23 protein-coding genes (1 of these 23 only partly in view) are annotated in these 23,349 nt (G+C 67.0%); 11 read left to right on the top strand and 12 right to left on the bottom strand.

Going from position 1 to position 23,349, the window contains the following annotated elements:
• The 4 genes from AC1DX5_RS23925 to AC1DX5_RS23940 all read right to left on the bottom strand — a co-directional run.
• A protein-coding gene (locus AC1DX5_RS23925) for a DUF4139 domain-containing protein (protein WP_478017785.1) crosses the window boundary here: on the bottom strand, window positions 1-893 show its 5' portion. Its footprint begins 688 nt before the window's first position; 893 of the gene's 1,581 nt are visible here — the first part of the coding sequence; its start codon is at window positions 891-893; its stop codon lies beyond the left edge, outside the window.
• The gene (locus AC1DX5_RS23930) at window positions 893-2,467 is read right to left on the bottom strand and encodes a DUF4139 domain-containing protein (protein ID WP_478017788.1); all 1,575 of its coding nucleotides are present in this window, start codon (window positions 2,465-2,467) and stop codon (window positions 893-895) included. The genes AC1DX5_RS23925 and AC1DX5_RS23930 overlap by 1 nt, the downstream gene beginning before the upstream one ends.
• Window positions 2,468-2,469: 2 nt before the next feature.
• Window positions 2,470-3,861, bottom strand: a complete 1,392-nt coding sequence (locus AC1DX5_RS23935; RefSeq protein WP_465171695.1) for a DUF4139 domain-containing protein — start codon at window positions 3,859-3,861, stop codon at window positions 2,470-2,472.
• Window positions 3,862-3,970: 109 nt separating this feature from the next.
• A complete protein-coding gene (locus AC1DX5_RS23940; protein ID WP_478017791.1) occupies window positions 3,971-4,972 on the bottom strand; it encodes a fumarylacetoacetate hydrolase family protein in 1,002 nt (333 codons plus the stop codon).
• A 117-nt stretch (window positions 4,973-5,089) separates the two neighbouring features.
• Between AC1DX5_RS23940 and AC1DX5_RS23945 the strand changes: the two genes are divergently transcribed.
• A complete protein-coding gene (locus AC1DX5_RS23945; protein WP_465175562.1) occupies window positions 5,090-6,244 on the top strand; it encodes an acyl-CoA dehydrogenase family protein in 1,155 nt (384 codons plus the stop codon).
• A 4-nt stretch (window positions 6,245-6,248) separates the two neighbouring features.
• On the opposite strand, the gene AC1DX5_RS23950 is transcribed toward AC1DX5_RS23945, so the two are convergent.
• Both AC1DX5_RS23950 and AC1DX5_RS23955 read right to left on the bottom strand, forming a co-directional pair.
• Window positions 6,249-6,599, bottom strand: a complete 351-nt coding sequence (locus AC1DX5_RS23950) for a response regulator (RefSeq protein WP_465171692.1) — start codon at window positions 6,597-6,599, stop codon at window positions 6,249-6,251.
• A 67-nt stretch (window positions 6,600-6,666) separates the two neighbouring features.
• Entirely contained in the window at window positions 6,667-7,860 is a 1,194-nt protein-coding gene (locus tag AC1DX5_RS23955) for a GAF domain-containing sensor histidine kinase (protein WP_465175561.1), read from the bottom strand.
• Between the two features lie 283 nt (window positions 7,861-8,143).
• Between AC1DX5_RS23955 and AC1DX5_RS23960 the strand changes: the two genes are divergently transcribed.
• Window positions 8,144-9,613, top strand: coding sequence for a DEAD/DEAH box helicase (locus AC1DX5_RS23960; RefSeq protein ID WP_465171690.1), 1,470 nt, complete (start codon window positions 8,144-8,146; stop codon window positions 9,611-9,613).
• 101 nt (window positions 9,614-9,714) lie between these two features.
• On the opposite strand, the gene AC1DX5_RS23965 is transcribed toward AC1DX5_RS23960, so the two are convergent.
• Together AC1DX5_RS23965 and AC1DX5_RS23970 are read right to left on the bottom strand one after the other, a co-directional pair.
• Complete coding sequence (locus AC1DX5_RS23965) at window positions 9,715-10,917, bottom strand: MFS transporter (RefSeq protein WP_478017793.1); 1,203 nt, start codon at window positions 10,915-10,917, stop codon at window positions 9,715-9,717.
• Between the two features lie 104 nt (window positions 10,918-11,021).
• Window positions 11,022-11,687: a nitroreductase gene (locus tag AC1DX5_RS23970; protein ID WP_478017795.1), complete on the bottom strand. Its 666-nt coding sequence runs from the start codon at window positions 11,685-11,687 to the stop codon at window positions 11,022-11,024.
• Between the two features lie 106 nt (window positions 11,688-11,793).
• Between AC1DX5_RS23970 and AC1DX5_RS23975 the strand changes: the two genes are divergently transcribed.
• From AC1DX5_RS23975 to AC1DX5_RS23985, 3 genes are all read left to right on the top strand, one after another.
• A complete protein-coding gene (locus AC1DX5_RS23975; protein ID WP_478017797.1) occupies window positions 11,794-12,963 on the top strand; it encodes an acetyl-CoA C-acetyltransferase in 1,170 nt (389 codons plus the stop codon).
• A 73-nt stretch (window positions 12,964-13,036) separates the two neighbouring features.
• Window positions 13,037-13,819, top strand: coding sequence for an SDR family NAD(P)-dependent oxidoreductase (locus tag AC1DX5_RS23980; protein ID WP_465175557.1), 783 nt, complete (start codon window positions 13,037-13,039; stop codon window positions 13,817-13,819).
• Window positions 13,820-13,861: 42 nt separating this feature from the next.
• Window positions 13,862-14,311 (top strand): acyl-CoA thioesterase, encoded by a 450-nt coding sequence (locus AC1DX5_RS23985; RefSeq protein ID WP_465171685.1) that lies wholly within the window; start codon window positions 13,862-13,864, stop codon window positions 14,309-14,311.
• Window positions 14,312-14,317: 6 nt separating this feature from the next.
• Here the strand turns inward: AC1DX5_RS23985 and AC1DX5_RS23990 are convergent, their stop codons facing one another.
• Window positions 14,318-15,100, bottom strand: coding sequence for a crotonase/enoyl-CoA hydratase family protein (locus AC1DX5_RS23990; protein WP_478017798.1), 783 nt, complete (start codon window positions 15,098-15,100; stop codon window positions 14,318-14,320).
• A 10-nt stretch (window positions 15,101-15,110) separates the two neighbouring features.
• Window positions 15,111-16,673: an acyl-CoA synthetase gene (locus AC1DX5_RS23995; protein WP_478017801.1), complete on the bottom strand. Its 1,563-nt coding sequence runs from the start codon at window positions 16,671-16,673 to the stop codon at window positions 15,111-15,113.
• Between the two features lie 128 nt (window positions 16,674-16,801).
• Here AC1DX5_RS23995 and AC1DX5_RS24000 point away from each other — a divergent pair, with 128 nt between their 5' ends.
• From AC1DX5_RS24000 to AC1DX5_RS24010, 3 genes are read left to right on the top strand one after another with little or no spacing between them, the layout of a single operon-like run.
• Window positions 16,802-17,242, top strand: coding sequence for a PaaI family thioesterase (locus tag AC1DX5_RS24000; RefSeq protein WP_465171682.1), 441 nt, complete (start codon window positions 16,802-16,804; stop codon window positions 17,240-17,242).
• Window positions 17,239-17,616: a PaaI family thioesterase gene (locus AC1DX5_RS24005; RefSeq protein WP_465171681.1), complete on the top strand. Its 378-nt coding sequence runs from the start codon at window positions 17,239-17,241 to the stop codon at window positions 17,614-17,616. The genes AC1DX5_RS24000 and AC1DX5_RS24005 overlap by 4 nt, the downstream gene beginning before the upstream one ends.
• Window positions 17,613-18,068 carry a hypothetical protein gene (locus tag AC1DX5_RS24010; RefSeq protein ID WP_478017803.1) on the top strand — a complete coding sequence of 152 codons (456 nt, stop codon included), beginning with the start codon at window positions 17,613-17,615 and terminating at the stop codon, window positions 18,066-18,068. Before AC1DX5_RS24005 ends, AC1DX5_RS24010 begins: the two co-directional genes overlap by 4 nt.
• Before the next feature lie 140 nt (window positions 18,069-18,208).
• Here AC1DX5_RS24010 and AC1DX5_RS24015 read toward each other — a convergent pair whose 3' ends face one another.
• Window positions 18,209-19,342: a PQQ-dependent sugar dehydrogenase gene (locus AC1DX5_RS24015; protein WP_478017805.1), complete on the bottom strand. Its 1,134-nt coding sequence runs from the start codon at window positions 19,340-19,342 to the stop codon at window positions 18,209-18,211.
• A 75-nt stretch (window positions 19,343-19,417) separates the two neighbouring features.
• Window positions 19,418-20,563 carry a PQQ-dependent sugar dehydrogenase gene (locus tag AC1DX5_RS24020; protein ID WP_478017806.1) on the bottom strand — a complete coding sequence of 382 codons (1,146 nt, stop codon included), beginning with the start codon at window positions 20,561-20,563 and terminating at the stop codon, window positions 19,418-19,420.
• A 251-nt stretch (window positions 20,564-20,814) separates the two neighbouring features.
• Between AC1DX5_RS24020 and rimP the strand changes: the two genes are divergently transcribed.
• The 3 genes from rimP to AC1DX5_RS24035 are packed head-to-tail and all read left to right on the top strand — an operon-like array spanning window position 20,815 to window position 23,252.
• Entirely contained in the window at window positions 20,815-21,402 is a 588-nt protein-coding gene (rimP, locus tag AC1DX5_RS24025) for a ribosome maturation protein RimP (RefSeq protein WP_478017808.1), read from the top strand.
• Window positions 21,402-23,018, top strand: coding sequence for a transcription termination factor NusA (gene nusA / locus AC1DX5_RS24030; RefSeq protein WP_478017810.1), 1,617 nt, complete (start codon window positions 21,402-21,404; stop codon window positions 23,016-23,018). Before rimP ends, nusA begins: the two co-directional genes overlap by 1 nt.
• A 6-nt stretch (window positions 23,019-23,024) precedes the next feature.
• Window positions 23,025-23,252, top strand: coding sequence for a tautomerase family protein (locus AC1DX5_RS24035; protein ID WP_465171675.1), 228 nt, complete (start codon window positions 23,025-23,027; stop codon window positions 23,250-23,252).
• Window positions 23,253-23,349: the final 97 nt, after the last annotated feature.

Raw genomic sequence — 23,349 nt, forward strand, 5'->3', positions numbered from 1 at the left:
GCGACTTCCGATGGCGGCTCAGGCGGAGCAGGCCGATCGATATTCCAGCGCGCATGGGTACTGGTGATGTCCATCGGCCAGCATTGCAGGCGCAGCTCGGGTGGTGGCCCCTTGGGCAGCGCCGCATTGGCTTCCCTGTTCGGCGCGCCCGCGACGGCCTGGGTATGGGCGTCGGCAAAGCCCTGGCTCCCGCCATTGGCGATGGTCATCCAGGCGAACAGGTCGAGCGTCTTCCCGTCCCCACTCAGCCGCGCGACATAATTGGCCGACCAGTCGAAGCCCTGGGACAGATAGGAAAGCTGCACCGTCGCCGTCGCCGCCACCGCGCTGTCGGTGACGACCGACAGAGTCGGTTTCGCGGAGAGATCGGCCGGCACCCCCGAATAGGAGAGCGCTTCGGGGAGCCCCGAGCAGGACAGAGCCTCGACGCCTTCCGGCGTAGTGAGCAGCACCCCGCCGCCCGGGCCCGACTGGATGATCGCCTCGCCCGTCGTCGTCAGGCCGGTGCGGCGATTGGTACGGCGGAGCGTGACACGGCGCTTGAGATAGGCGTCGACCAGTGCCGCGGGCGAGAGGAGCCGGGCATCGCGATTCTTCTCTTTCACGCCGCGCGGCAGGCCGGTGACGATCGCGCTTTCGGGCAGCATGCCCTCCGACACGCCCTCGAACCGGATCACCGACCGGCCGGCGGGCACGCGGATCGTGCGTGTCTCGGTGATCAACGCATAGCCGCCGGGCCAGCCATTCTGCGCCGCGCGCTCGCCGCGATAGAGCGTGACCGACACTGAATCGACATGGTCCGAATCGACGACGGTCTGGGCGTCGGCCGTCGCGCCCGGAAGCGCAGCGGCGAGCATCGCGGCCAGTGCCAGCAGCATGGCCGCGCCGCGCATCACTGCCTGGTTTCGAACGTCACGTTCAGCTCCGCGGCACCATTGGCGGGCACGACGACGCGCCACACCTTGACGCCCTTGCGCTCAATCATCGTATCGCTGGCCGATCTGATCTTCAGCGGCAGGGGAAGCTCGAAGGTCTCGGGCGTCGACCGCGCGTTGGTGACTCGCACGGTGAAAGGCGCCGTGTCCTTGGTGCGCGGCAGGCTGGTCGTGACATAGCGGATGTCCGGGCTTGCCCCCCCGCCCAGCTCGACCTCTTCTCCGATCGCGCGATCCTTCAGGTTGCTTTCTCCAACGAGCAACGAGGCACTGCCGCCCTTCTCGAACACCGCCACGTTGCCTGCCGGCAGCGGCAGGCCGAGGCCATTCTTGTCGAGATTGTCGGTGCGGAGGATCAGCCCGGCGGGCTGGCTCGGCATCGCGTAAGCGGGCGGCGTGTAGAAGGAACCGTTGAAGTAGCCGGTATAGATGCGGTCGAAGCGCACGCCCTTGCGATCGATCATCGCGACCTGCTTGCGGCTGAGCGCGGCGACGGTGACGGGTTCGGGAATGCGGTAGAGCTTGAGGTCGCCCAGATCCTCCTGCTGCGCCATCATCGCGGGCGGTGCCGGGGCGGGCGGGGGTGGCGGAGGCGGCGGCAGCGCCATGGCCATGGGCATCACCTCCATCGACACGCGATCCCTCGCCTCTTCCTCCATCACCATCTCCGGCGGCGGGGGCCGTTCCACATCCCAGGCCGGATACGTGCTGGTGATGTCCATCGGCCAGCATTGCAGGGTCAGCTTGGGCGGGAGGCCCTGGGGCAATTGCGCCGCCGGTTCGCGGTGCAGGCCACCGGCGACCGCCTGGGTCCTGGCGCGGGCAAAGCCCTGGCTGCCGCCGTTCGCGACGGTAAGCCAGGCGAACAGATCGAGCGTCTTCCCGTCATCGGCGACGCGCGCGACATAATTGGCCGACCAGTCGAAGCCCTGGGACAGATAGGAAAGCTGCACCGTCACGGTCGCCGCCCTGGCCGTGTCGGTCACGATCGACAGAGTCGGCTTGGCGGACAGATCGTCGGGCACGCCACTATAGCGTAGCGCTTCGGGCAGGCCGGAACAGGAGAGCGCCTCGACGCCGGCCTCGGTGGTCAGCAGCACACCGCCGCGCGGGCCCGACTGGATGACCGCTTCCTCGGTCCTGGCCTTGCCGGTGGCGCGGCTGGTGCGGGTGATCATCACCCGGCGCTTGAGATAGGCATCGACCAAGGCGGCCGGCGACAACAGCCGGGCATCGCGATTCTTCTCGTTTACCGGCCGCGGCAGGCCGGTGACGATCGCGCTTTCGGGGAGCATGCCTTCCGCCACGCCCTCGAACCGGATGATCGAACGGCCGGCGGGCACGCGGATCGTGCGCGTCTCGGTGACCAGGGCATAGCCGCCGGGCCAGCCGGGCCGGATCGCGCCTTCGCCCCGGCCCGGCTCGCGGTAGAGCGTCACCGACACCGCATCGATCCGGTCGGATTGCACGATCGCCTGCCCCGCCGCGGGCGAGGCAGCGAGAAGCGCCATCGGGAAGGCGAGACGCCGCACCGTCAGTACCGCGTGTCGAACACCACGTTCAGCGACGCCTTGCCATTGGCCGGCACCGGCACCTTCCATTCCATCCGGTCGGCGGAGATGCGTTCGCCGGTGATGGTCTGATCGGTCACGCGCACGTCACCCCACAGCCCGTCCTGCGCCAGATCGACCGTTACCGGTTCGGGCCGGGCATTGGTGAAGTCGTAGCGCATCGTCGTGCGCCAGCGGCTCGACGACAGGCGCTTGCGCTCGACGATCACCGCCGCACCCTTCACGTCGAACGCGTCGCCGGTGCGGATCGACATCTGCGATCCCATCGGTGTCGCCGGGATGCGGTTCTCGCCGATGAACTGCGGGTCGCCGCGCGCATCGCGCATATAGACGCGGATCGTGCCGGCCGGGAGCTGATCGCCGAGCCCGCCGCTCTTCGAGGTCGAGAATTTCAGCACGGTCGAGGCGCTGCGCGGGTCGGCCGTGGTGCCAAGCCAGCCATTGATCCATTCATAGGCCTTGCGCGCCGGCGCGCCCTTCACGTCGAGGAAGCTGACCTGCTTCTGCTGGGCATTGGCGATCGTGGTGCGATCGCTCAGCGGGTAGAGATAATAGTCGCCGAGCCGCTCGCGCGTGCCCGTCTCGGTGCCGGCCTGGTCGATCGCGCCGCCCCCGAGCCGCTCGAAGCTGCCGGGGTTGCGATTGGGGTTGCCGGCGACGAGCAGCACATCAGCATTGCTGTAGGTCGTGCCGGTGCTGTTCGTCAGCGTGACCCAGCCCTGCACGTCGATCGCCCCCTTGGGCTCGTCGAACAGCATGACATAGTCGCTGGTCCAGCCGAGCCCGGGCGTCAGATAGGACAGCGTCGCGGGAATGCGCCCGGCGCGCGCGACTTGGAGCGTGACCGACAGAGTCGGCCGGGCGCGCAGATTCTCCGGCACCTTGTCGAACACCACGCGCACCGGCAGCCCGTCGTCACGCAGCACCTCGATGCGGTTGCCGATCTGCAGCACGATGCCGCCATTCGCCGCCAGCACTTTCGCCTGTTCGCGCGTCTCGGCGCCGGTCGCGGGATTGGTACGGACGATGGTAACGACCGATCCGACCGCCTTTTCCATCAGCTTGTCGGGCGAGAGCAGGTCGAAATCGAAATTCTGCTCGACGATGCCGATGCCCGGCCCGCCGAGCGTGACCGTCTCAGACCGGATCTGCGCCGAGACGTCGGGGAATTCCTGGCGCGTGCGGCCCGCGGGCAGATCGAGCTGGCGCACGTCCTGCACCAGCGACTGGCCGTTCTGATAGATGGTGACCGACAGGTCGCCCTGGGCGCTGGGGCCCGTCGGCAAGGTCGGTGTCGTTTGCGCCGCAGCCGCCGAGGGCAGCGCCGTCAGCGCCAGCAAGGTCCAGAACCGCATCCCCGTCCTCCCAGTGTTATGAAATATCATCTTAGCCGGGCGCTGCCCGGCGTCAACCGCGGATCCATGGTCTCGAACGCCCTCAGCGGCGGATGCTGCTGGGAGGATATTATTCCACCGTCTGTTCGATCACCCCGAAGATCGGGTGGTGCTTGTCGTCCTCCACCCAGATGCGGACGGTGTCGCCCTTTTTCAGGAATGGCGTCGCCGCGGCGCCGCCAGTGATCGTCTCGACCATGCGCACCTCGGCGATGCAGCTATACCCCACGCCGCCACCGGCGACCGGCTTGCCCGGGCCGCCGCCCGAATCGCGATTGGAGACGGTGCCCGAACCGATGATCGTCCCCGCCCCCAGCGCCCGCGTCTTCGCCGCATGCGCGATCAGCGTGCCGAAATCGAAGGTCATGTCCTCCGCGGCTTCGGCCCGGCCGAATGCCTTGCCGTTGAGATCGACCATCAGCCGACGGTGGAGCTTCCCGTCCTTCCACCAGTCGCCAAGCGACTCGGGCGTGACGAACACCGGCGAGAAGGCGCTGGCCGGTTTCGACTGAAAGAAGCCGAAGCCCTTGGCCAGCTCGCCGGGAATCAGGTTGCGCAGCGACACGTCGTTGGTCAGGCCGACCAGCAGCACCGCCTCGAGCGCCTGCTCGCGGCTCGCGCCAAGCGGGACGTCGCCGGTGACGACCACCACTTCGGCTTCCATGTCGCAACCCCAGCTTTCGTCCGCCAGCGGGATCGGGTCGCGCGGCCCGAGAAAACCGTCCGAGCCGCCCTGATACATCAGCGGATCGTGCCAGAAACTCTCGGGCATCTCGGCGCCGCGCGCCTGCCGGACCAGCGCGACATGATTCACATAGGCCGAGCCGTCCGCCCATTGATACGCCCGCGGCAGGGGCGCCGCCGCGCCATGTTCGTGGAAGCGGCGCATCGGGATCATCTCATGCTCGAGATCGGTCGCGAGGTTCCTGAGATCGGGCAGCAGCCGGTCCCAGTCGTCCAGCGCCGCCTGCAGCGTGGGGGCGATGTGCCCCGCATCGGCATACCAGGCCAGATCGTTCGAAACGACGACAAGCTTGCCGTCGCGTCCATGCTTGAGGCTGGCCAGTTTCATGCACTCTCCTGTGTTTGCGCCGAGCATAGTCCGATCGCCCGGGCTGTCGAGCGCCAGCGAGCTTGACGTTCGCGTAAACTGCCCGCAACCTCTCCCGAAACAGATCAGGAGAGAAGAATGTCCCTCGACACCGTGCAAGGCCGCTTTGCCTATACCGAGGATCACGAAGCGTTCCGACAGAGCGTGCGCAGCTTCCTGCAGAAGGAAGCCGTTCCCCATGTCGCCGCGTGGGAAGAGGCGGGAATCGTCGACAAGTCGATCTGGACCAAGGCCGGCGCGATCGGGATGCTCTGCCCCACGGTGCCCGAGGCCTATGGCGGGCTGGGCCTGGATTTCGGCTATAACGCGATCATCGACGAGGAGATCAGCTATGCCGGGACGCCGCTCGGCTTCTCGCTCCAGTCCGACATCGTCTGCGACTATATCGTCCAGTACGGCTCCGAAGAGCAGAAGAAGCAGTGGCTGCCGCGCCTCGTCTCGGGCGAGACGATCACCGCGATCGCGATGACCGAGCCGGGCACCGGATCCGACCTGCAGGGCATCCGCACCAGCGCGAAGAAGGACGGCAATCATTATGTCGTCAACGGATCCAAGACCTATATCACCAACGGCCAGAATGCCGACCTGATCCTGGTCGTCGCCAAGACCGATCCCGACGCCAAACCTGCGTACAAGGGCATGTCGATCATCCTGGTGGAGAGCGACCGAGAAGGCTTCAAGCGTGGACGCAACCTCGACAAGATCGGCCAGGACGCGGCCGATACCTCGGAGCTGTTTTTCGAGGATGTGCGCGTGCCGATGACCAATTGCCTGGGCGAGGAAGGCAAGGGCTTCATCTATCTGATGAGCCAGTTGCCGCAGGAACGGCTGTCGATCGCGGTCGGCGTACAGGCGTCGGCGCAAAAGGCGTTCGACGAGACGGTCGCCTTCACCAAGGAGCGCAAGGCCTTCGCCGGCGTGGTGTTCGATTTCCAGAACACGCGTTTCGTCCTCGCCGATCTGAAGGCGAAGCTGCAGGTCGGCTGGGCGCATCTCGACTGGGCGATCAAGCGGCACCTCGCCGGCGAGCTGACCCCGACCGAGGGCGCTGCGGCCAAGCTATGGCATAGCGAGCTGCAATGGGAGGTGATGGACAAATGCCTCCAGCTCCATGGCGGCGCCGGATACATGAACGAATATCCGATCGCGCGGGCCTGGCGGGGCGCGCGGGTCAGCCGGATCTATGGCGGGACGAACGAGATCATGAAGGAGCTGATCGGGCGATCGCTCTGAGGCGTCAGCGCGGCGCGACCGCCCGGAATGCCTCGCGCACCCTGGCATCGACCATCGGCTTGCCCAGCACGATCGCCGGTGGGCCGCAGGTCGTGCAGGCTTCGGGCGTGGCGGTGATGAAGATCACCGGGAGCGGTCCCATCTCGTCCTGGATCAGCTCTACTGCATGCGGCCCGGTGCCCTCGCGCAGCATCACGTCCGACATGATCACATCGGGCCGATGCGCGCGGGCGGCATCGAGTGCCTCGCGCTCGGTTTCGGCGAAGGAAAAGGTGGTCGCTCCGGCCAGTTCGAGCATCTCTTGAAGATCGAGCGCGATCAGCGCTTCGTCCTCGATGATCAGCACATGGCACACGGGCGGTCTCCCAGACCCATGGTAACGTACCACATCGACAAACGGGTACAGGCCGGGAGCGGTATTTTCAGGCCAGCGGCATCAGGAAAGTGAAGCAGGTCTGCATCGGCGACGACGCGACACGGAGCGATCCGCCATGCGCCCGGGCGATTTCCGAGGCGATATAAAGGCCGAGACCGAGACCTGCCTGGTCAGGCCGCACCGCACCGCGCGCGAAGGGCTGGAACAGGCGTTCGATCGCGGCGGGCGGAATTTCCTCGCCGGCATTGCTGACCGACAGCTCGAGGGCGGCGCCGTGCGTCACAGCGCGTACCAATACGGGCCGATCGGCGGCGCCGTGAGTCAGCGCGTTGCCGAGCAGGTTGGACAGGAGCTGCGCGATCCTGCCCCGGTCGCAATCGACGTCGGCATCGAGCTCGATCACTGCCTCGACCTTCTGGTCCGGATGACTGGAGCCCAGTTCGTCGATCACCTGGCGCAGCACGGGTTCGAGCTGCACCGGCGCGCGCTGAAGCGTGAGTCCGCCGCCGAGCCGCCCGCGCGCCAGGTCGAGCACATTGTCGATCAGCCCGGCCATGCGCACCACGCTGCTCTGCATCAGCGCCAGCACCATTGCTGCCTTTTCGGGCGACGGGTCGCGCGCGAGAAGCCGCGTGCCCGCGTCGATCGAGGCCAGCGGATTGCGCAGGTCATGGCCAAGCACCGCGATGAACTGTTCGCGCAACTCGGCGGTCTTGCGCTCGTCGAGCAGGATCGCCGCGCTCCGCTCGATCTGGGCCTGGGCGTCGAGATGGAAGGCGATCATGTCGGCGAACATGCGGAACATGCCGATCGTCTCGGGATTGTTCAGCCGCGCGGGGCGCGGGTCGATCGCGCACAGCGTGCCGAAGAAGCGGCCGTCGGGCAGCAGGATCGGCATCGAGATATAGCTCTGGAAGCCGTAGGTCGCCGGGGTGTGGTGATGGCGGAATTCGGGATGCTCGGCGACGTGATCGATCACCACCGGCTCGCGGCTGTCGCGGATTTCGTTGCAGATCGTCGTCTCGACCTTCAGCTCGCCGCCCGGCGTCAGCCCGAAAGCGATGTCGTCGCGCACGCTGCAGGCGATCCAGCGATCCTCGGTGACACGCGCGACCGCGGCGAAGCCCATGCCGGTGGTGCGGCACACGACGTCGAGGATCGTCGGAACGGCCTCGATCCGCTCGATCGCCGCGATATCGAGCTCGAACGCCGTCGGCTGAGCAAGGTCCCCCGTCTGCACCGCGCCAGCCTAGGCGCGATCAGGCGCCGCGTCACCCCGCACCATGATGATCCGGATCAAGCGGTTCGCGGCACGTCGTTTTCGCCACCGATCTTGACTTTTTGCACCGCAACATGCATATGCCGCCCATCGAGGCGTCATGCAGCGTGATCGGACCTTAGGGTCCAAGCTCCGCCTCGGTCGTTTTTAACGGGCTTCCCTTTTCACGCGGGGTGTCATTCTCCCCCGCCACTCGTGCGTCCGCCGGACTCGCGAGCCCGGCTAATATTGGACTATAATTCTCATGTCTTTCGCACATCTCGGCCTCGCCGAGCCGCTCGTCCGCGCGCTCGAAGCCAAGGGCTACACCACCCCCACCCCRATCCAGAAGCAGTCGATCCCGACCCTGCTCGACGGCCGCGACCTGCTCGGCATCGCGCAGACCGGCACCGGCAAGACCGCCGCGTTCGTCCTTCCCTCGATCCAGCGCCTCGTCAACGCGCCCAAGAACGTGCTGCCGACGCATTGCCGCATGCTCGTCCTGGCGCCGACGCGTGAGCTGGCCAGCCAGATCGCCGACAGCGCTCGTGACTATGGCAAATTCTCCAAGATGTCGGTCGCGACCGTGTTCGGCGGTACCAGCATCAACAAGAACCGCCAGGACATGGCGCGCGGCATCGACATCCTCGTCGCCACGCCGGGCCGTTTGCTTGATCTGATCGAGCAGCGCTTCGTCAGCCTGGCCACGCTGGAGATCCTCGTCCTCGACGAGGCCGACCAGATGCTCGACCTCGGCTTCATCCACGCGCTCCGCAAGATCGTGAAGATGGTGCCGCGCGATCGCCAGACCCTGTTCTTCTCGGCGACCATGCCCAACGCGATCCGCGAGCTGGCCGACCAGTTCCTGAAGGACCCGGCGACCGTGAAGGTCGCGCCGGTGTCGACCACGGCAGAGCGCGTCGAGCAGTACGCAACGCTGGTCAACCAGTCGGAAAAGCAGGCGCTGCTGACGATCCATCTCCGCAACCCGGAGATCGAGCGCTGCCTCGTGTTCACCCGCACCAAGCACGGCGCCGACCGCGTCGTGAAGCTGCTCGGCCATGCCGGCATCGCCGCCAACGCGATCCATGGCAACAAGAGCCAGCCGCAGCGCGAACGCGCGCTGGGCGAGTTCAAGTCGGGCAAGGTCAAGGTGCTGATCGCAACCGACATCGCCGCGCGCGGCATCGACGTGTCGGGCGTGAGCCATGTGTTCAACTTCGAGCTGCCCAACGTACCCGAGCAATATGTCCACCGCATCGGCCGCACCGCGCGTGCCGGCGCATCGGGCGTGGCGATCAGCTTCGTGGCGGATGACGAGCGCGCCTATCTGCGCGACATCGAGAAGCTCACGCGCGTGAAGCCGACCCCGATGCCGCTCCCCGAGGGCTTCACTGCCGAGGCGGCGAAGATCAAGGCACAGCGCCCGGCCGGATCGGACGACGATCGTCGCCGCGACGATTCGGGCCGCCACCGTGCGCCGCCGCGCGCGACTCACGCTGCGCGCCCGACCGGCGCCCGCCCCGAGGGCCAGGCTCGCCCGCAGGGCGCGCGTCCCGAAGGTGCCGGCCGTCCCCAGGGCGCTCGCCCCGAGGGTGGTCGTCCCTACAATGCAGGTCGCCCCAATGGCGGCGGCCGTCCGGGCGGCCAGGGCCGTCCCGGTGGCGGCGGTCGCCCCGGCGGCCAGGGCCGCAACCATTCGGGCGGCGGTCGCCGTTCGCCCGCGGCGGGCTGAAGGATATAGCGACGGCGGGACAGATGTTCCGCGCTCCAAGCCCCTCCCCCACCCGCTGAAGAAGCGGGTGGTCCCCCTCCCCGAGCAAGCTCGGGGAGGAACTAAGAGCTGCGCCGCTCCAGGCTTACCGACAGCGCCAGGATCGCCAGCCCGCCCAGCGCGAGCGCGCAGCCGACCCAGCCGGTCGACGTCCAGCCGAACCCCGCCGCGATCGCCAGCCCGCCGAGCCACGGACCCAAGGCATTCGCCACGTTGAACGCGGAATGGTTCAGCGCCGCCGCCAGCGCCTGCGCGTCGCCCGACACGTCCATCAGCCGGGTCTGCAGCACCGTGCCCAGCGCGCCGCCGCATCCGATCGCGCAGACGTCGATCAGCATCGTCCAGAAATTCTGCGCCGCGAGCGGATAGAGCGCCAGCGCGACGAGGCTCCACACCAGCAAAGCCGCCGCCGTCGGCATCAGCGCGCGGTCGGCGAAGCGCGGGATCACGAGATTGCCGCCGGTCATGCCCACGCCGAACACCATCAGCGCGACCGGGACCATCAGCGGCGACACGCCGGTGACCTGGGTCAGGGTCGAGGCGAGATAGGTGTAGACCGCGAACAGGCCGCCGAATCCGATCGCGCCGATCCCCAGCGTCAGCCACACCTGCCCGCGCTTCAGCGCATCCAGCTCGGCGAGCGGGCTGCGCGTCCGGTCGGGCAGATCGCGCGGGGCGTAGATCGCGACAAGCGCCGCGGTCAGCAGCGCCAGCGCGCCGACAATGGCGAAGCTCCAGCGCCAGCCGATCGTCTGGCCGAGGAAATTGGCCAGTGGCACCCCGGCGATCGTCGCCACCGTCAGCCCGAGCAGCACCCGCGCCACGGCCTGGGTGCGCTTGCCCGGCGGTACCAGCGACGCCGCGACCAGGGTCGCGATACCGAAATAGGCGCCGTGCGGCAGGCCGCTGAGGAAGCGCAGCCCCATCATCATCGCATAGCTCGGCGACAGCGCGGTCAGGACGTTGGCGACCGCGTAGAAGCTCATCAGCAGGATCAGCAGGGTACGGCGCGACATGCGCGCGGCGAGCACCGCGATGGTCGGCGCCCCCACCACCACGCCCAGAGCATAGGCGCTGATGACATGGCCGGCGGTGGGCGCGTCGATGTGCAGATCGCGCGCGAAATCGGGAACGAGACTCATCGTCGCGAATTCGGTCGTGCCGATCGCGAAGCCGCCGACCGCGAGCGCGAGATGCGTCAGGCCGACACGGTGGGCCGGGGCGGCGGGTTCGGCGAGCAGCGCCGGCGCGGTCGGATCAAGCATCGGCCACAGGTGGCGATGCTGCAGTGCAGCGTCAATTGCAGAGTTGGGACTACGGCAGGCATTGGGCGCAATCGCTTACTTGTTCCTCCCCAGTACGGGGAGGATCAGATGTGTACCGTCAGCCATTCCTCTTCCGGCGCCCGCGCGGTCCGCAACCGGTTCGCCGGTTCGTCCCCATCCTCATAGCCGATCGCCATGCCGCAAAAGAGCATCCGCTCCGCGGGCGTGCCGAGGAAGCCGGTGATCGTCTCGGGATAGACCGCCCAGCATTCCTGCGCGCAGGTCGCGAGACCCGCCTCTACCGCCAGCAGCATCACATTCTGCAGATACATGCCGAGATCGGCCCATTGCGGCGGACCCATCTGGCGGTCGACGGTGCAGAACAGGGCGGCCGGCGCGCCGAAGAACTGGAAGTTGCGTGCGAACCACATCCGCCGGGCCGCCTTGTCCTCGCGCGGGATGCCGATCTCGGCATACATCGCCTCCCCCACCGCGAAGCGCCGGTCGCGATAGGGCGCGGTCAGGTGCGGCGGATAGATCGCATAGGCATGCTCCTCGGTCTCGCCCGCGATCAGCTTCGCCATCATCAACGCCTTGAGGCTGGCCAGCGACTCGCCGCTCACCAGATCGATATGCCAGGGCTGGAGATTGCCGCCGGTTGCCGCCCGCGCTGCCTTCGTCACGATCTCTTTCAGGATTGCGCCGTCGACCGGCTTTTCCAGAAATCCGCGTACAGAGCGGCGTGCCGCTACGGCTTCCGTCACATTCATCGCGCAGCTCCATGTTTCGATGATCGGGTATGGCTGGTCACCCTTGCCCACCCGACGGGATTGGGCAAGTATGGGTTGCAAATAGGAACTTTATGGAGAGTCGAGCATGGCCGAGGCCTATATCGTGGAAGCGGTGCGCACCGCGGGCGGCAAGCGTGGCGGCAAGCTCGCCGGATGGCACCCGGCGGATATGGGCGGCGCGGTGCTCGACGCGATCGTCGACCGCTCCGGGATCGATCCTGCCGCGATCGAGGATGTCATCATGGGCTGTGTCAGCCAGGGCGGCGAACAGGGCTTCCAGGTCGGGCGCGGCGCGGTGCTCGCGTCGAAACTGCCCGAGAGCGTGCCCGCCGTCTCGATCGACCGGCAATGCGGCAGCTCGCAACAGGCGATCCAGTTCGCGGCGCAGGCAGTGCTCTCCGGCACGCAGGACGTGGTGATCGCCTCCGGCGTCGAGAGCATGACGCGAGTCCCGATGGGTTCCACCGGCATGTTGTTCGCGCAGGCCGGCCTCGGCAAATCCAAGTCGCCGCGCCAGGAAGCGCGCTATCCCGGCGTTCAGTTCAGCCAGTTCCTCGGCGCGCAGATGATCGCGGACAAATATGGCTTCGATCGCGACCAGCTCGACCGTTATGCGCTGGAGAGCCATCGACGCGCCGCCGCCGCGACCGAGCGGGGTGATTTCAAGGACGAGATCGTCGGACTCGAGATCGTGACCCCCGAAGGCGAGGCCTGCCATCTGGTCGACGAAGGCATCCGTTTCGACGCTACCTTCGAGGGCATCCATTCGGTCAAGCTGTTGCAGGAAGGCGGAGTGATCTCCGCCGCCAATGCCAGCCAGATCTGCGACGGCGCGAGCGCGGTGCTGGTGGTGAGCGAACGCGCGCTGAAGGAGCATGGCCTGACCCCGCTGGCGCGCATCCACAACCTCACCGTCACCGGTGGCGATCCCGTCATCATGCTGGAGGAGCCGCTGTTCGCGACCGACAAGGCGCTGAAGCGCGCGGGCATGAAGATCGAGGATATCGACCTGTATGAGGTCAACGAAGCGTTCGCGCCGGTGCCGCTCGCCTGGCTGAAGCATGTCGGTGGCGATCCCGAGCGGCTGAACGTCAATGGCGGCGCGATCGCGCTCGGCCATCCGCTCGGCGCCTCGGGCACCAAGTTGATGGCCACTCTGGTCCATGCGCTGCACACGCGCGGGCTTCGCTACGGATTGCAGACGATGTGCGAGGGCGGCGGCATCGCCAACGTCACCATCGTCGAGCGGGTTTGACATATTTGTGTCCCCGCGAAGGCGGGGACCCAGTCTGGGCTCCCGCCTTCGCGGGAGCACAAGGGAGAATGGAATGAAACTCGACACCAACATCGCCGCCGTCGTCACCGGTGGCTCTTCCGGCCTCGGCGAAGCGACCGCGCGGGCGCTGGCGGCGAAGGGCGTGAAGGTCGCCATCTTCGATCTCCAGGCGGAGAAGGGCGAGAAGGTCGCGGCCGAGATCGGCGGCATCTTCTGCGAAGTGAACGTGACCTCGGACGAGAGCGTCGATGCCGGTTTCGCCAGGGCACGCGCGGTGAACGGGCAGGAGAGCATCCTGGTCTGCTGCGCCGGCACCGGCAATGCGATGAAGACGGCGAGCCGGTCGCGGGAAGATGGCAGCATCAGGCATTTCTCGCTGGAGGCGTTCAACTGGCTCATCCAGATCAACCTGGTCGGCACGTTCCGCTGCGTGGCGAAATCCGCCGCCGGCATGCTGACGCTGGAACCGGGCGAGGATGGCGAGCGCGGGGCGATCGTGATGACCGCGAGCGTGGCGGCCGAGGACGGGCAGGTCGGCCAGGCGGCCTATTCGGCGTCGAAGGGCGGCGTGGTCGGCATGACCCTGCCGATCGCGCGCGACCTTATGGGCGAGGGCATCCGGGTCAACACGATCCTGCCCGGCATCTTCAACACGCCGCTGATGCAGGGCGCGCCGCAACAGGTGAAGGACAATCTCGCCGCTTCGGTGCCTTTTCCGAAGCGGCTGGGGAACGCACCGGAATATGCGCAGTTGGCATTGGCGATGATCGAGAACAGCTATTTCAACGGCGAGGACGTCCGCCTCGACGGTGCCATCCGGATGGCGCCGCGGTAACCGCTTCCCTCCCCTTTCGGGAGGGGCTTGAGAGAAGGAACGATGGCCCGACCCGATCCATCCCGGCTGAACCCGGCGGCCTATCCGCACAGCGAGACGATTCAGACGCGATTCCAGGATCTGGATCCGCTCGGTCATATCAACAATGTCGCGATGGCGGCCTTGTTCGAAAGCGGGCGGGTGCGGTTCAACCAGGCGATGGAACTGTCGGGCTGGGCGGGGCATCGCTGGCTGGTCGCGCGGATCGAGATCAATTACCTCGCCGAGGGCAGTTTCCCGGCGGATGTCGAGATCGCGACCGGCATCGGCGAGATCGGCACGAGAAGCTGGCAGATCGTGTCCGCGGCCTTTCAGCAGGGGTTCGCTATCGCGACCTGCGACGCCTTGCTGGTGATGAGCGCCGCCTCGGGCGCGACCCGGCTGCCCGACGATTTCCGTGCCGGGCTGGAGAAATACCAGTTGCTGGTCGGCGCGCCCCTCCCCAATCTCTGAAGCGCCTCAATCTTTGAAGCGGGGCGCGCGCTTTTCCATATTGGCCATCACGGCCTCGACCTGATTGGGCTGGCGGATCACGCGCAATTGCTCGACCGTCTCGGCGTCGAGGATCGCCTTGGGATCGGCATCGGCGGCGAGGTTGAACAGCCGCTTCGAGCCGCGCACCGCGTGCGGACTGCGCCCCGCGATCTCGTGCGCCAGCGCCATCGCGGCTTCGTGCGGATCCTCGGCAAGACGCGTGACGAAGCCATAGTCCAGAGCTTCCTCGGCGGTGAATTCGCGCGCGGTATAGGTCAGCTCGCGCAACACATCGTCGCGCGCCAGCGTCCGCCACAGCGCGATGCCACCCATGTCCGGCACCAGCCCCCAATGCCCCTCGCGGATCGACATGCGCGTGCCGGGCGCGGCGATGCGGATATCGGCACCCGACATGATCTGGAACCCGCCGCCCAGCGCCACGCCGTGCACCGCCGCGATCACCGGCATGGGCAGCATGCGCCAGCCCCAGGACACCTGCTGCACCAGATTGGCGCCGTCCGGCCGCCGGCTGCCGAGATCGATGCCCGATCCGCCGCCCGCCATGCTCTGCATGTCGAGCCCGGCGCAGAAAGCGCGCCCTTCGCCCGACAGCACGACGGCGCGGACATTGGCCATGCCGTTCAGCTGGTCGATCGCCGCGGCGATGCCCTTGAACATCGCCGGATCGATCGCGTTCATCTTGTCGGCGCGAGTCAGGCGGACATCGGCGACATGGTCGGCAACGGTGATCGAAACGCGGTCGTTCATGGTCTTGTCCTTAATCCTCGACCCCTCTGCCGTTCGTGTCAATCCGTCCCCCGCCGACACCCCAATAGCGATCGCGCAGCAGGCGTTTGTAGAGCTTGCCCGTCGCGTGGCGCGGCAGTTCCACGGTGAAATCGATCTGGCGCGGCGTCTTCACCCCCGAAAGCTCGGCGCGGCACCACGCCGTCAGCTCCTCGGCCAGCGCCGGGCCGGCCTCCGCCATGTCGACCGGCTGGACCACCGCCACCACGCGCTCGCCCATTTCCGGACACGGCCCTCCGATCACGGCGACGTCGGCCACGCGGGGATGCGTGATCAGCCGGTTCTCGATCTCCTGCGGATAGATGTTCACCCCGCCCGAGATGATCATGAAGCTCTTGCGGTCGGTCAGGTAGAGATACCCTTCCGCATCGATCCGCCCGATATCGCCGAGCGTGGTCCAGCCCCGCGCGTTGCGCGCCTCGGCGGTCTTGTCCGGATCATTGTGATATTCGAACTGGCCGCCGCCCTCGAAATAGACCAGCCCCTCCTCGTCCGGCCCGAGCTCCTCCCCCGCCTCGTTGCAGATGTGCAGCACGCCATAAGCGGCCTTGCCGACCGATCCCTTGTGCGCGAGCCACTCCTCCGAGTTGATCGTGGTCAGGCCGTTCCCTTCCGATCCGGCATAATATTCGTAGAGCACGGGCCCCCACCAGGCGATCATCGCTTCCTTGATCGGGATCGGGCAGGGCGCGGCGGCGTGGATCGCCACCTTCAGGCTCGACAGGTCGAAGCGGCTGCGATCCTCCTCGCTCAGCTTCAGCATGCGCACGAAATGCGTCGGGACCCATTGGCTGGCCGTCGCGCGATAGGTCTCGATCGCGGCGAGCGCGGTCAGCGGCGAGAAATGCTGCATCATCACCACGGTGCCGCCGAGCCGCAGCACCGTCATCGACCAGCGCAGGGGCGCCGCATGATAGAGCGGCGCGGGGCTGAGATAGATCGTGTCCGGCCCGAGCCCGTAGAGCCCGCGCGCGAGCATCATCAGCACGTTCGGCGCGGCGATCGCCGGATCCTCGGGCAGCGCGACACGAACGCCCTTGGGCCGGCCGGTCGTGCCGGAGGAATAGAGCATGTCGATCCCGGCGCGTTCGTCGGCGATCGGCGAGGCCGGCATCGCCGCGACCGCGTCCTCCCAGCGCGACCAGCCCGGCACCGTGCCACCGATCGTATAGAGCGCGACACCGGCCAGTTCCGCCGCGAGGGGCCCTGCGACATCGAGCCCGGCCGAGGAGACGACCAGCTTCGCGCCGCTGTCGCGGACAATATAGGCGACTTCGGGCGCGGTCAGCTTGGTCGAGATGCAGACATAGAACAGTCCGCTGCGCTGCGCGCCCCAGGCGACATCGTAGAATTCCGGCACATTCTCCAGGAACAGCGCGACCGTGTCGCCGGCGACCAGCCCGGCAGAACGGAACAGGTGCGCCGCACGGTTCGATCGCCGGTCAAGCTCGCCGAAGCTCACCGTCTCGCCGGTCTCCGCCACGATCAGCGCAGGCTTGTCCGGCGTCTTCGCGCCATGGATGCTGGGGTGCATCCGCCTCTCCTATCCGTTGTTCTTTGCAACCGAAGCTATACGGCGCCGGCCACCCCTGCAATCGCCCAAATAAGTCGATCGTGCGGACGGCTTTGCGGTTCACGCTGCACTGCGGTAGGGATTGTCGGATGACGATAATCGACGCCTTTCGTTTCGACCCCGAACGCTTCCTGCGCAACGGCGCCGGAGGCCATGGCAGGCGGCTGGGCCTCGACTATCATGCGCATGGTGCGGATTGGGTCGAGCTCGCACTCCCCTATAGCGAGGAGCAGATCGGCGAATCCGAAACCGGGGTGATCGCCTCCGGCCCGATCCTGTCGATGATGGACATGGCGACCAGCATGGCGGTGTGGCTGAAGCTCAACGCGTTCCGGCCGCACGCGACCTTGGACCTGCGCGTCGATTATCTCCGGCCGGCAACGCCGGGCAGGACGGTGATCGGGCACGGCGAATGCTATCGCATCACCCGCTCGATCGCGTTCGTGCGCGGCCAGGCGCATGATGGCGATCCCGACGATCCGCTGGCGCATGTCGCCGGTACCTTCATGGCGCCGGAGGGCTATTTGTGACCTTGCCCCCCTATGCCGACCTGCTCGGGCTGAGCATCGATCCCGATGACGATAGCATCTTGATCATGCCGTTCGAGGACGGGGTGCTGGGGCGTCCCGGTTTCCTGCACGGCGGCGCGATCAGCGGGCTGATGGAGATGGCGGCGATCGTCGCGGTGCAGCAGGCGCTTGCCGAGGAAGGCGGCGGCCGGATCAAGCCGATCAACGTCACGGTCGATTTCATGCGCGGCGGGCGCGACAAGCCGACCCGGGCGCAGGGCGTGGTGACCCGGCTGGGTACGCGTGTCGCCAATGTCGAGGCGACGGCGTGGCAGGACGATCGCACCAGGCCGATCGCGGCGGCGCGGCTCAACTATCTGATCGCGCGGCCGTGAGCGACGCGCGGGCACAGGCCGAGACCTATGCCCGCGAGGCGCAACGCCTGCGCGATGCCGGCGACCATCATGAGGCCTTGAGCCGCCAGCGTCGCGCGGTGGCGCTGTGGCGCGACGTGGGCGACACCGCCGCGCTGGCCCATGCCGTCCGCCATGTCGCCGACATCCTGATCGAAGCCGGGCGCGGCGAGGAAGCCGGCACCGCCATCACCGAAATGCTCGCGCTCTACCGTGCCGCGGCCGACGTCCCACCGCTCGACGTCGCCAATGCGCTGCGCAGCGCGGCGCTCCAGGCCGAGGCGATCCAGGACAGCGACACCGCCTGGATCTTCTGGATCCAGGCCCGGGCGCGCTATGAGGAGCTCGGCGCGCTGTTCGAGGAAATGACCGGGACGCCGGGCAATCCGGGCGTCGCGGAGGCGGACGCGCATCTCGCGCGGTTGCGGGGCTAGATCGGCCGACGACCGATGTTTGAAGGTACCCCTCTCCATCGTTCGCCTTGAGCCTGTCGAAAGGCTGCTCTTCCTCCTCCAACCGGAGAACGAAGAACAGTGCTTCGACAAGCTCAGCACTAAATGGGGGTCCGCCTGCTTCAGCGCGGCGTCAGCCGCATCAGATGCCCGCCGCTGCCGCGGCCGTCCTGCAACAGCCAGATCGCCCCATCGGGCGCCTGCGCGACATCGCGGATGCGCATGCCCATGTTCCACTGATCGGCCTTGGCCGCCTTGTCGCCCTCCAGCGAGACGCGGATCAGCGCCTGGCCGGACAGCGCGGCAATGAAGGCCGAACCCTGCCAGGCCGGAAACATCTTGCCCGAATAGATCATCAGCCCGCCCGGCGAGATCGAGGGATTCCACCAGACCTTGGGCGGCTCGAACCCGTCGCCGGGCGCGTGATCGGGGATCGGCGTGTCGTCGTAATTGCTGCCGTTCGACGCCTTGGGCCAGCCGTAATTCTTGCCGGGCTGGATCAGATTGACTTCGTCGCCGCCCTTCGGCCCCATCTCGATCTCCCAGAGCCGGCCGTCCCTGTCGAAGGAGAGGCCATAAGGATTGCGATGGCCGATCGACCAGGTTTCCGCGCGCGCGCCGCCGGCCGCATAGCTGGGATTGCCCGGCGCCGGCTTGCCGTCGAGCGTCAGGCGCAGGATCTTGCCGATCGCCTGGTCGGGGTCCTGCGACGGCGTGAAGCGCTGACGCTCGCCGGTCGAGAGATAGAGCAGCCGGTGGTCGGGCGAGAAGGCGATGTTGCCGCCGAACTGCTCGCCCGTGCCGTCGGACCCGGCGCGGAAGATCACCTGCAGCCCCTGGAGGCTCGGTGCGGCGCCATCCTTCAGGGTCGCGCGGGCGAGCGCCAGGCTCCGGCCGTTCGGGCGCGGCTCCGAATAGGACAGGTAGATCGTGCGGCTCTTCGCGAAATCGGGCGCGAGCGCGACGTCGAGCATGCCGCCCTGCCCGCCCGGCGCCACGGCCGGTACGCCGGCCACGTCCTTCACCCCACCATCGGTCGCCCGAAGCTTCAGCTTGCCGGGCTTCTCGGTGACGAGGATTCGGCCATCGGGCAGGAAGGCGAGCGCGAAGGGGGTGTCGAACTTGCCCTGTTCGCTCACCGCGAAGGGCAGACCGTCCGGCACCTTGAAGACGGCAGGGGCGTCCTGCGCAACGCTGGCGGTAGTGGCGCCGGCCAGGGCGAGAAGAGGCAAGGCGTACAAGGAGAATCGAGTCATGCCGGGCGAACTTTCATCGGGAGGTGTCGGCGCAACGATCCGATGGGCGGATCGCTGCATTCCGTTATACTATTGTCAGGCCTTGGCCGGCGTAAGCCTGATCAGCCGCCCGGCGGCGCCGCGTGTGCCATCCTCGATTAGCCAGATCGCCCCGTCCGGGCCCTGTTCCGCCTCGCGGATGCGATTGCCCATCGGCCATTGATCACCCTTCTTCGCGCTGGTGCCGTCCAAGTCGATGCGCAGCAGCGACTGGCTGGAAAGTCCGCCGATGAACGCGTCGCCCTTCCAGGCCGGGAACATGTCGCCCGAATAGATCATCATGCCGCCGGGCGAGATCGACGGGTTCCACCAGACCTTTGGCGCCTCGAAGCCATCGCCCGTCGCATGATCGGGGATGTCGCGATCGTCATAGTGGCTGCCGTTCGACGCCTTGGGATAGCCGTAATTCTTGCCCGCCTGGATGAGGTTGACCTCGTCGCCGCCCTTCGGCCCCATTTCCTGCTCCCACAGATTACCCTGCGCGTCGAAGGCGATGCCGAGCAGGTTGCGGTGACCATAGGACCAGATTTCCGGCCGCGCGCCGGCCTGCCCGGCGAAGGGGTTGCCGGGCGCCGGTTTGCCGTCCGGGGTGAGGCGCAGCACCTTGCCGAGCGTCATGCTCAGATCCTGCGCCGGATCGAATTTCTGGCGCTCGCCATTGGTGAAGAACAGGTGTTGGCCATCGGGCGAGAAGGCGATGCGGCCGGAATAATGGCCATTGCCTTCGACCGCATGGCTGGCACGGAAAATGACCGAGACGTCGGCCAACGCCGGCGCCGCGCCCTTTTCGTCGAGCCGCCCGCGCGCGAGCGCCACTGCCTTGCCGCCGTCACGTGCCTCCGAATAGCTGAAATAGACCAGGCGATCTTTCGCGAAGCCGGGCGAGAGCACCACGTCCATCAGGCCGCCCTGGCCGGCGCTGTCGACGCCGGGGATCGTCGCAAGCGTCGCGACCTGCTTCGCATCGGCGGAGACGATCAGCAGCTTGCCGGCCTTTTCGGTCACCAGCAGCCGGCCGTCGGGCAGGAAGGTCATCGCCCAGGGCGACTCGAAATCCGCCATCACGGTTTCGGTGAAGGGTTTGTCGGCCGCTGCATCCTGCGCCGGCGCGGTCGACGCCGAGCAGGCGGTGGCGATGACCGCCGAGAGCGCCAGGATTGCATAGGAGGAGAATCGCGTCATGCCGGGCAGCCTCTCGGTTCTTGAGCCAGTCGCGGGCGAGTCGCGCACGTCCGCGGGTGGCGGGTTGGCGTATAGCCTATAGGATCACATCGCAGGATCAAGGCAGTCGGGCTGACACTTTCGCCTCGTTGCGGGGGGCCTTGCCGCGCGGGCCATCCCGCCGTATATCGCCCTCACATTCTCTACATCGTTGTTGGTGAAGAGGTCGGGGCCACACGGTCCCGGCGACGAGAAGGCATGTTTCAAACCAGATGACGGACATCGCGAAGCTGACGCAACTGATCGAACCCGAGGCGAACGCTCTGGGATTCGATCTCGTGCGCGTGAAGATGTTCGGCAACCGGGACGACCTGACCCTGCAGGTGATGGCCGAGCGGCCCGATACACGCCAGCTGACGATCGACGATTGCGCCGAGCTGTCGCGCCGCATCTCCGACCTGTTCGACGAGAAGGACCCGATCCAGGAGGCGTACCGTCTCGAGGTCAGCTCGCCGGGGATCGACCGTCCGCTGACTCGGCTCGCCGATTTCCAGGATTGGGCGGGTCATGAGGCGCGCATCCATCTCACCGCGCCGGTCGATGGCCGCAAACAGCTCACCGGCTTCTTGAAGGGCGTCGAGGACGGGCGCATCACCATCGACGTGAACAAGCATGAGCCGATGACGATCGGCTTCGATCAGGTCGCGAACGCCAAGCTGCTGCTGACCGACGCGCTGATCGCCTCCACCCGCCCGCTGTCGCTGGACGGTGTCGAGGAAGAAGAATTCGAAGACCTAGAAGAGGCGCCGGAAGGCGCCGAAAGCAACCCGGATGATATCATGAACGAAGGGCAAGACTGATGGCCACCGCCGTTTCCGCCAACAAGGCCGAGCTGATCGCGATCGCGAATGCCGTCGCCGCCGAGAAGATGATCGACAAGGGCATCGTGATCGAGGCGATGGAGGACGCTATCCAGCGCGCCGCCCGTGCCCGCTACGGCGCCGAGAACGACATTCGCGCGAAGCTCGATCCGACCTCGGGCGATCTGCGCCTGTGGCGCGTCGTCGAAGTGGTCGAAGCGGTCGACGATTATTTCAAGCAGGTGAACCTGAAAGAAGCCCAGAAGCTCCAGGCTGGCGCTGTCGTCGGCGACTATATCGTCGATCCGCTGCCCCCGATCGAGTTCGGCCGCATCGCCGCACAGGCAGCGAAGCAGGTGATCTTCCAGAAGGTTCGCGATGCCGAGCGCGAGCGGCAATATGAAGAATTCAAGGACCGCATGGGCGAGATCATCACTGGCGTGGTGAAGCGCGTCGAGTTCGGTCACGTCGTGGTCGATCTGGGCCGCGCGGAAGGCGTCATCCGCCGCGACGCGCAGATTCCACGCGAGATCGTGCGCGTCAACGACCGCATCCGTGCGCTGATCCTCAACGTGCGCCGCGAGAATCGCGGGCCGCAGATCTTCCTCAGCCGCGCGCACCCCGACTTCATGAAGAAGCTGTTCGCGCAGGAAGTCCCCGAAATCTACGACGGCATCATCGAGATCAAGGCTGCCGCCCGCGACCCGGGCAGCCGCGCCAAGATCGGCGTGATCAGCCATGACAGCTCGATCGATCCGGTCGGTGCGTGCGTCGGCATGAAGGGCAGCCGCGTGCAGGCCGTCGTGCAGGAAATGCAGGGCGAGAAGATCGACATCATCCCCTGGTCGCCCGACACCGCGACCTTCGTCGTCAACGCGCTGCAACCGGCCTCGGTCAGCCGTGTCGTGATCGACGAGGAAGAGGACCGCATCGAAGTCGTCGTGCCCGACGATCAGCTGTCGCTCGCCATCGGCCGCCGCGGCCAGAATGTCCGCCTCGCCAGCCAGCTGACCGGCAAGGCGATCGACATCCTGACCGAGGCCGACGCATCCGAGAAGCGCCAGAAGGAATTCCTCGAGCGCACCGAAATGTTCCAGACCGAGCTCGACGTCGACGAGACGCTGGCGCAGCTGCTGGTCGCCGAGGGCTTCGGCGCGCTGGAAGAAGTCGCTTATGTCGAAGCCGACGAAATCGCCTCGATCGAGGGTTTCGACGAGGATCTCGCCGCCGAGCTGCAAAGCCGCGCGACCGAGGCGCTCGAGCGCCGCGAGGAAGCCAACCGCACGCTCCGCCGCGAGCTTGGCGTGTCGGACGATCTCGCCGCGATGCCGTACATCACCGAGGCGATGCTGGTGACGCTCGGCAAGGCGGGCATCAAGACGCTCGACGATCTCGCCGATCTCGCGACGGACGAGMTGGTGCAGAAGAAGCGCCAGGAACCGCGCCGCCGCAACGAGGACGCCCCCAAGCGCCCCGAGGACAAGGGTGGCGTGCTCGGCGAATATGGTCTGAGCGAAGAGCAGGGCAACGAGATCATCATGGCTGCCCGCGCGCACTGGTTCGAGGATGAGGAGGCACCTGCCGCCGAAGCCGCGACCACGGACGAGGAAGCGTAAGCGCCAATGCCGTTCGTCAGCATCCGGATCGCGGGCACCGCGACGCACGACCAGAAAGCGGGGATCGTCGCTGACGTGACGCGCTCGCTGGTCGACCGTCTCGGCAAGCCCGCGGGCGCGGTGCAAATCGTGATCGAGGAAATCTCCACGGAGAATTACGGCGCTGGCGGCCTGCTTCTGGCCGACCGCGATGCGCCGAAGAGGGAGGACGCGCATGCGGTTCCCTCACAATGACGCGCTAGGGCTTCCGACAGGTACTGGCCCCCTTTCCTACCCCTCCCTTTCAAGGGAGGGGCAAGGGGTGGGTGAGCACCGCGCCGGGCTCGATGCC

The organism is Sphingomonas sp. P2_B6 (assembly GCF_056404755.1).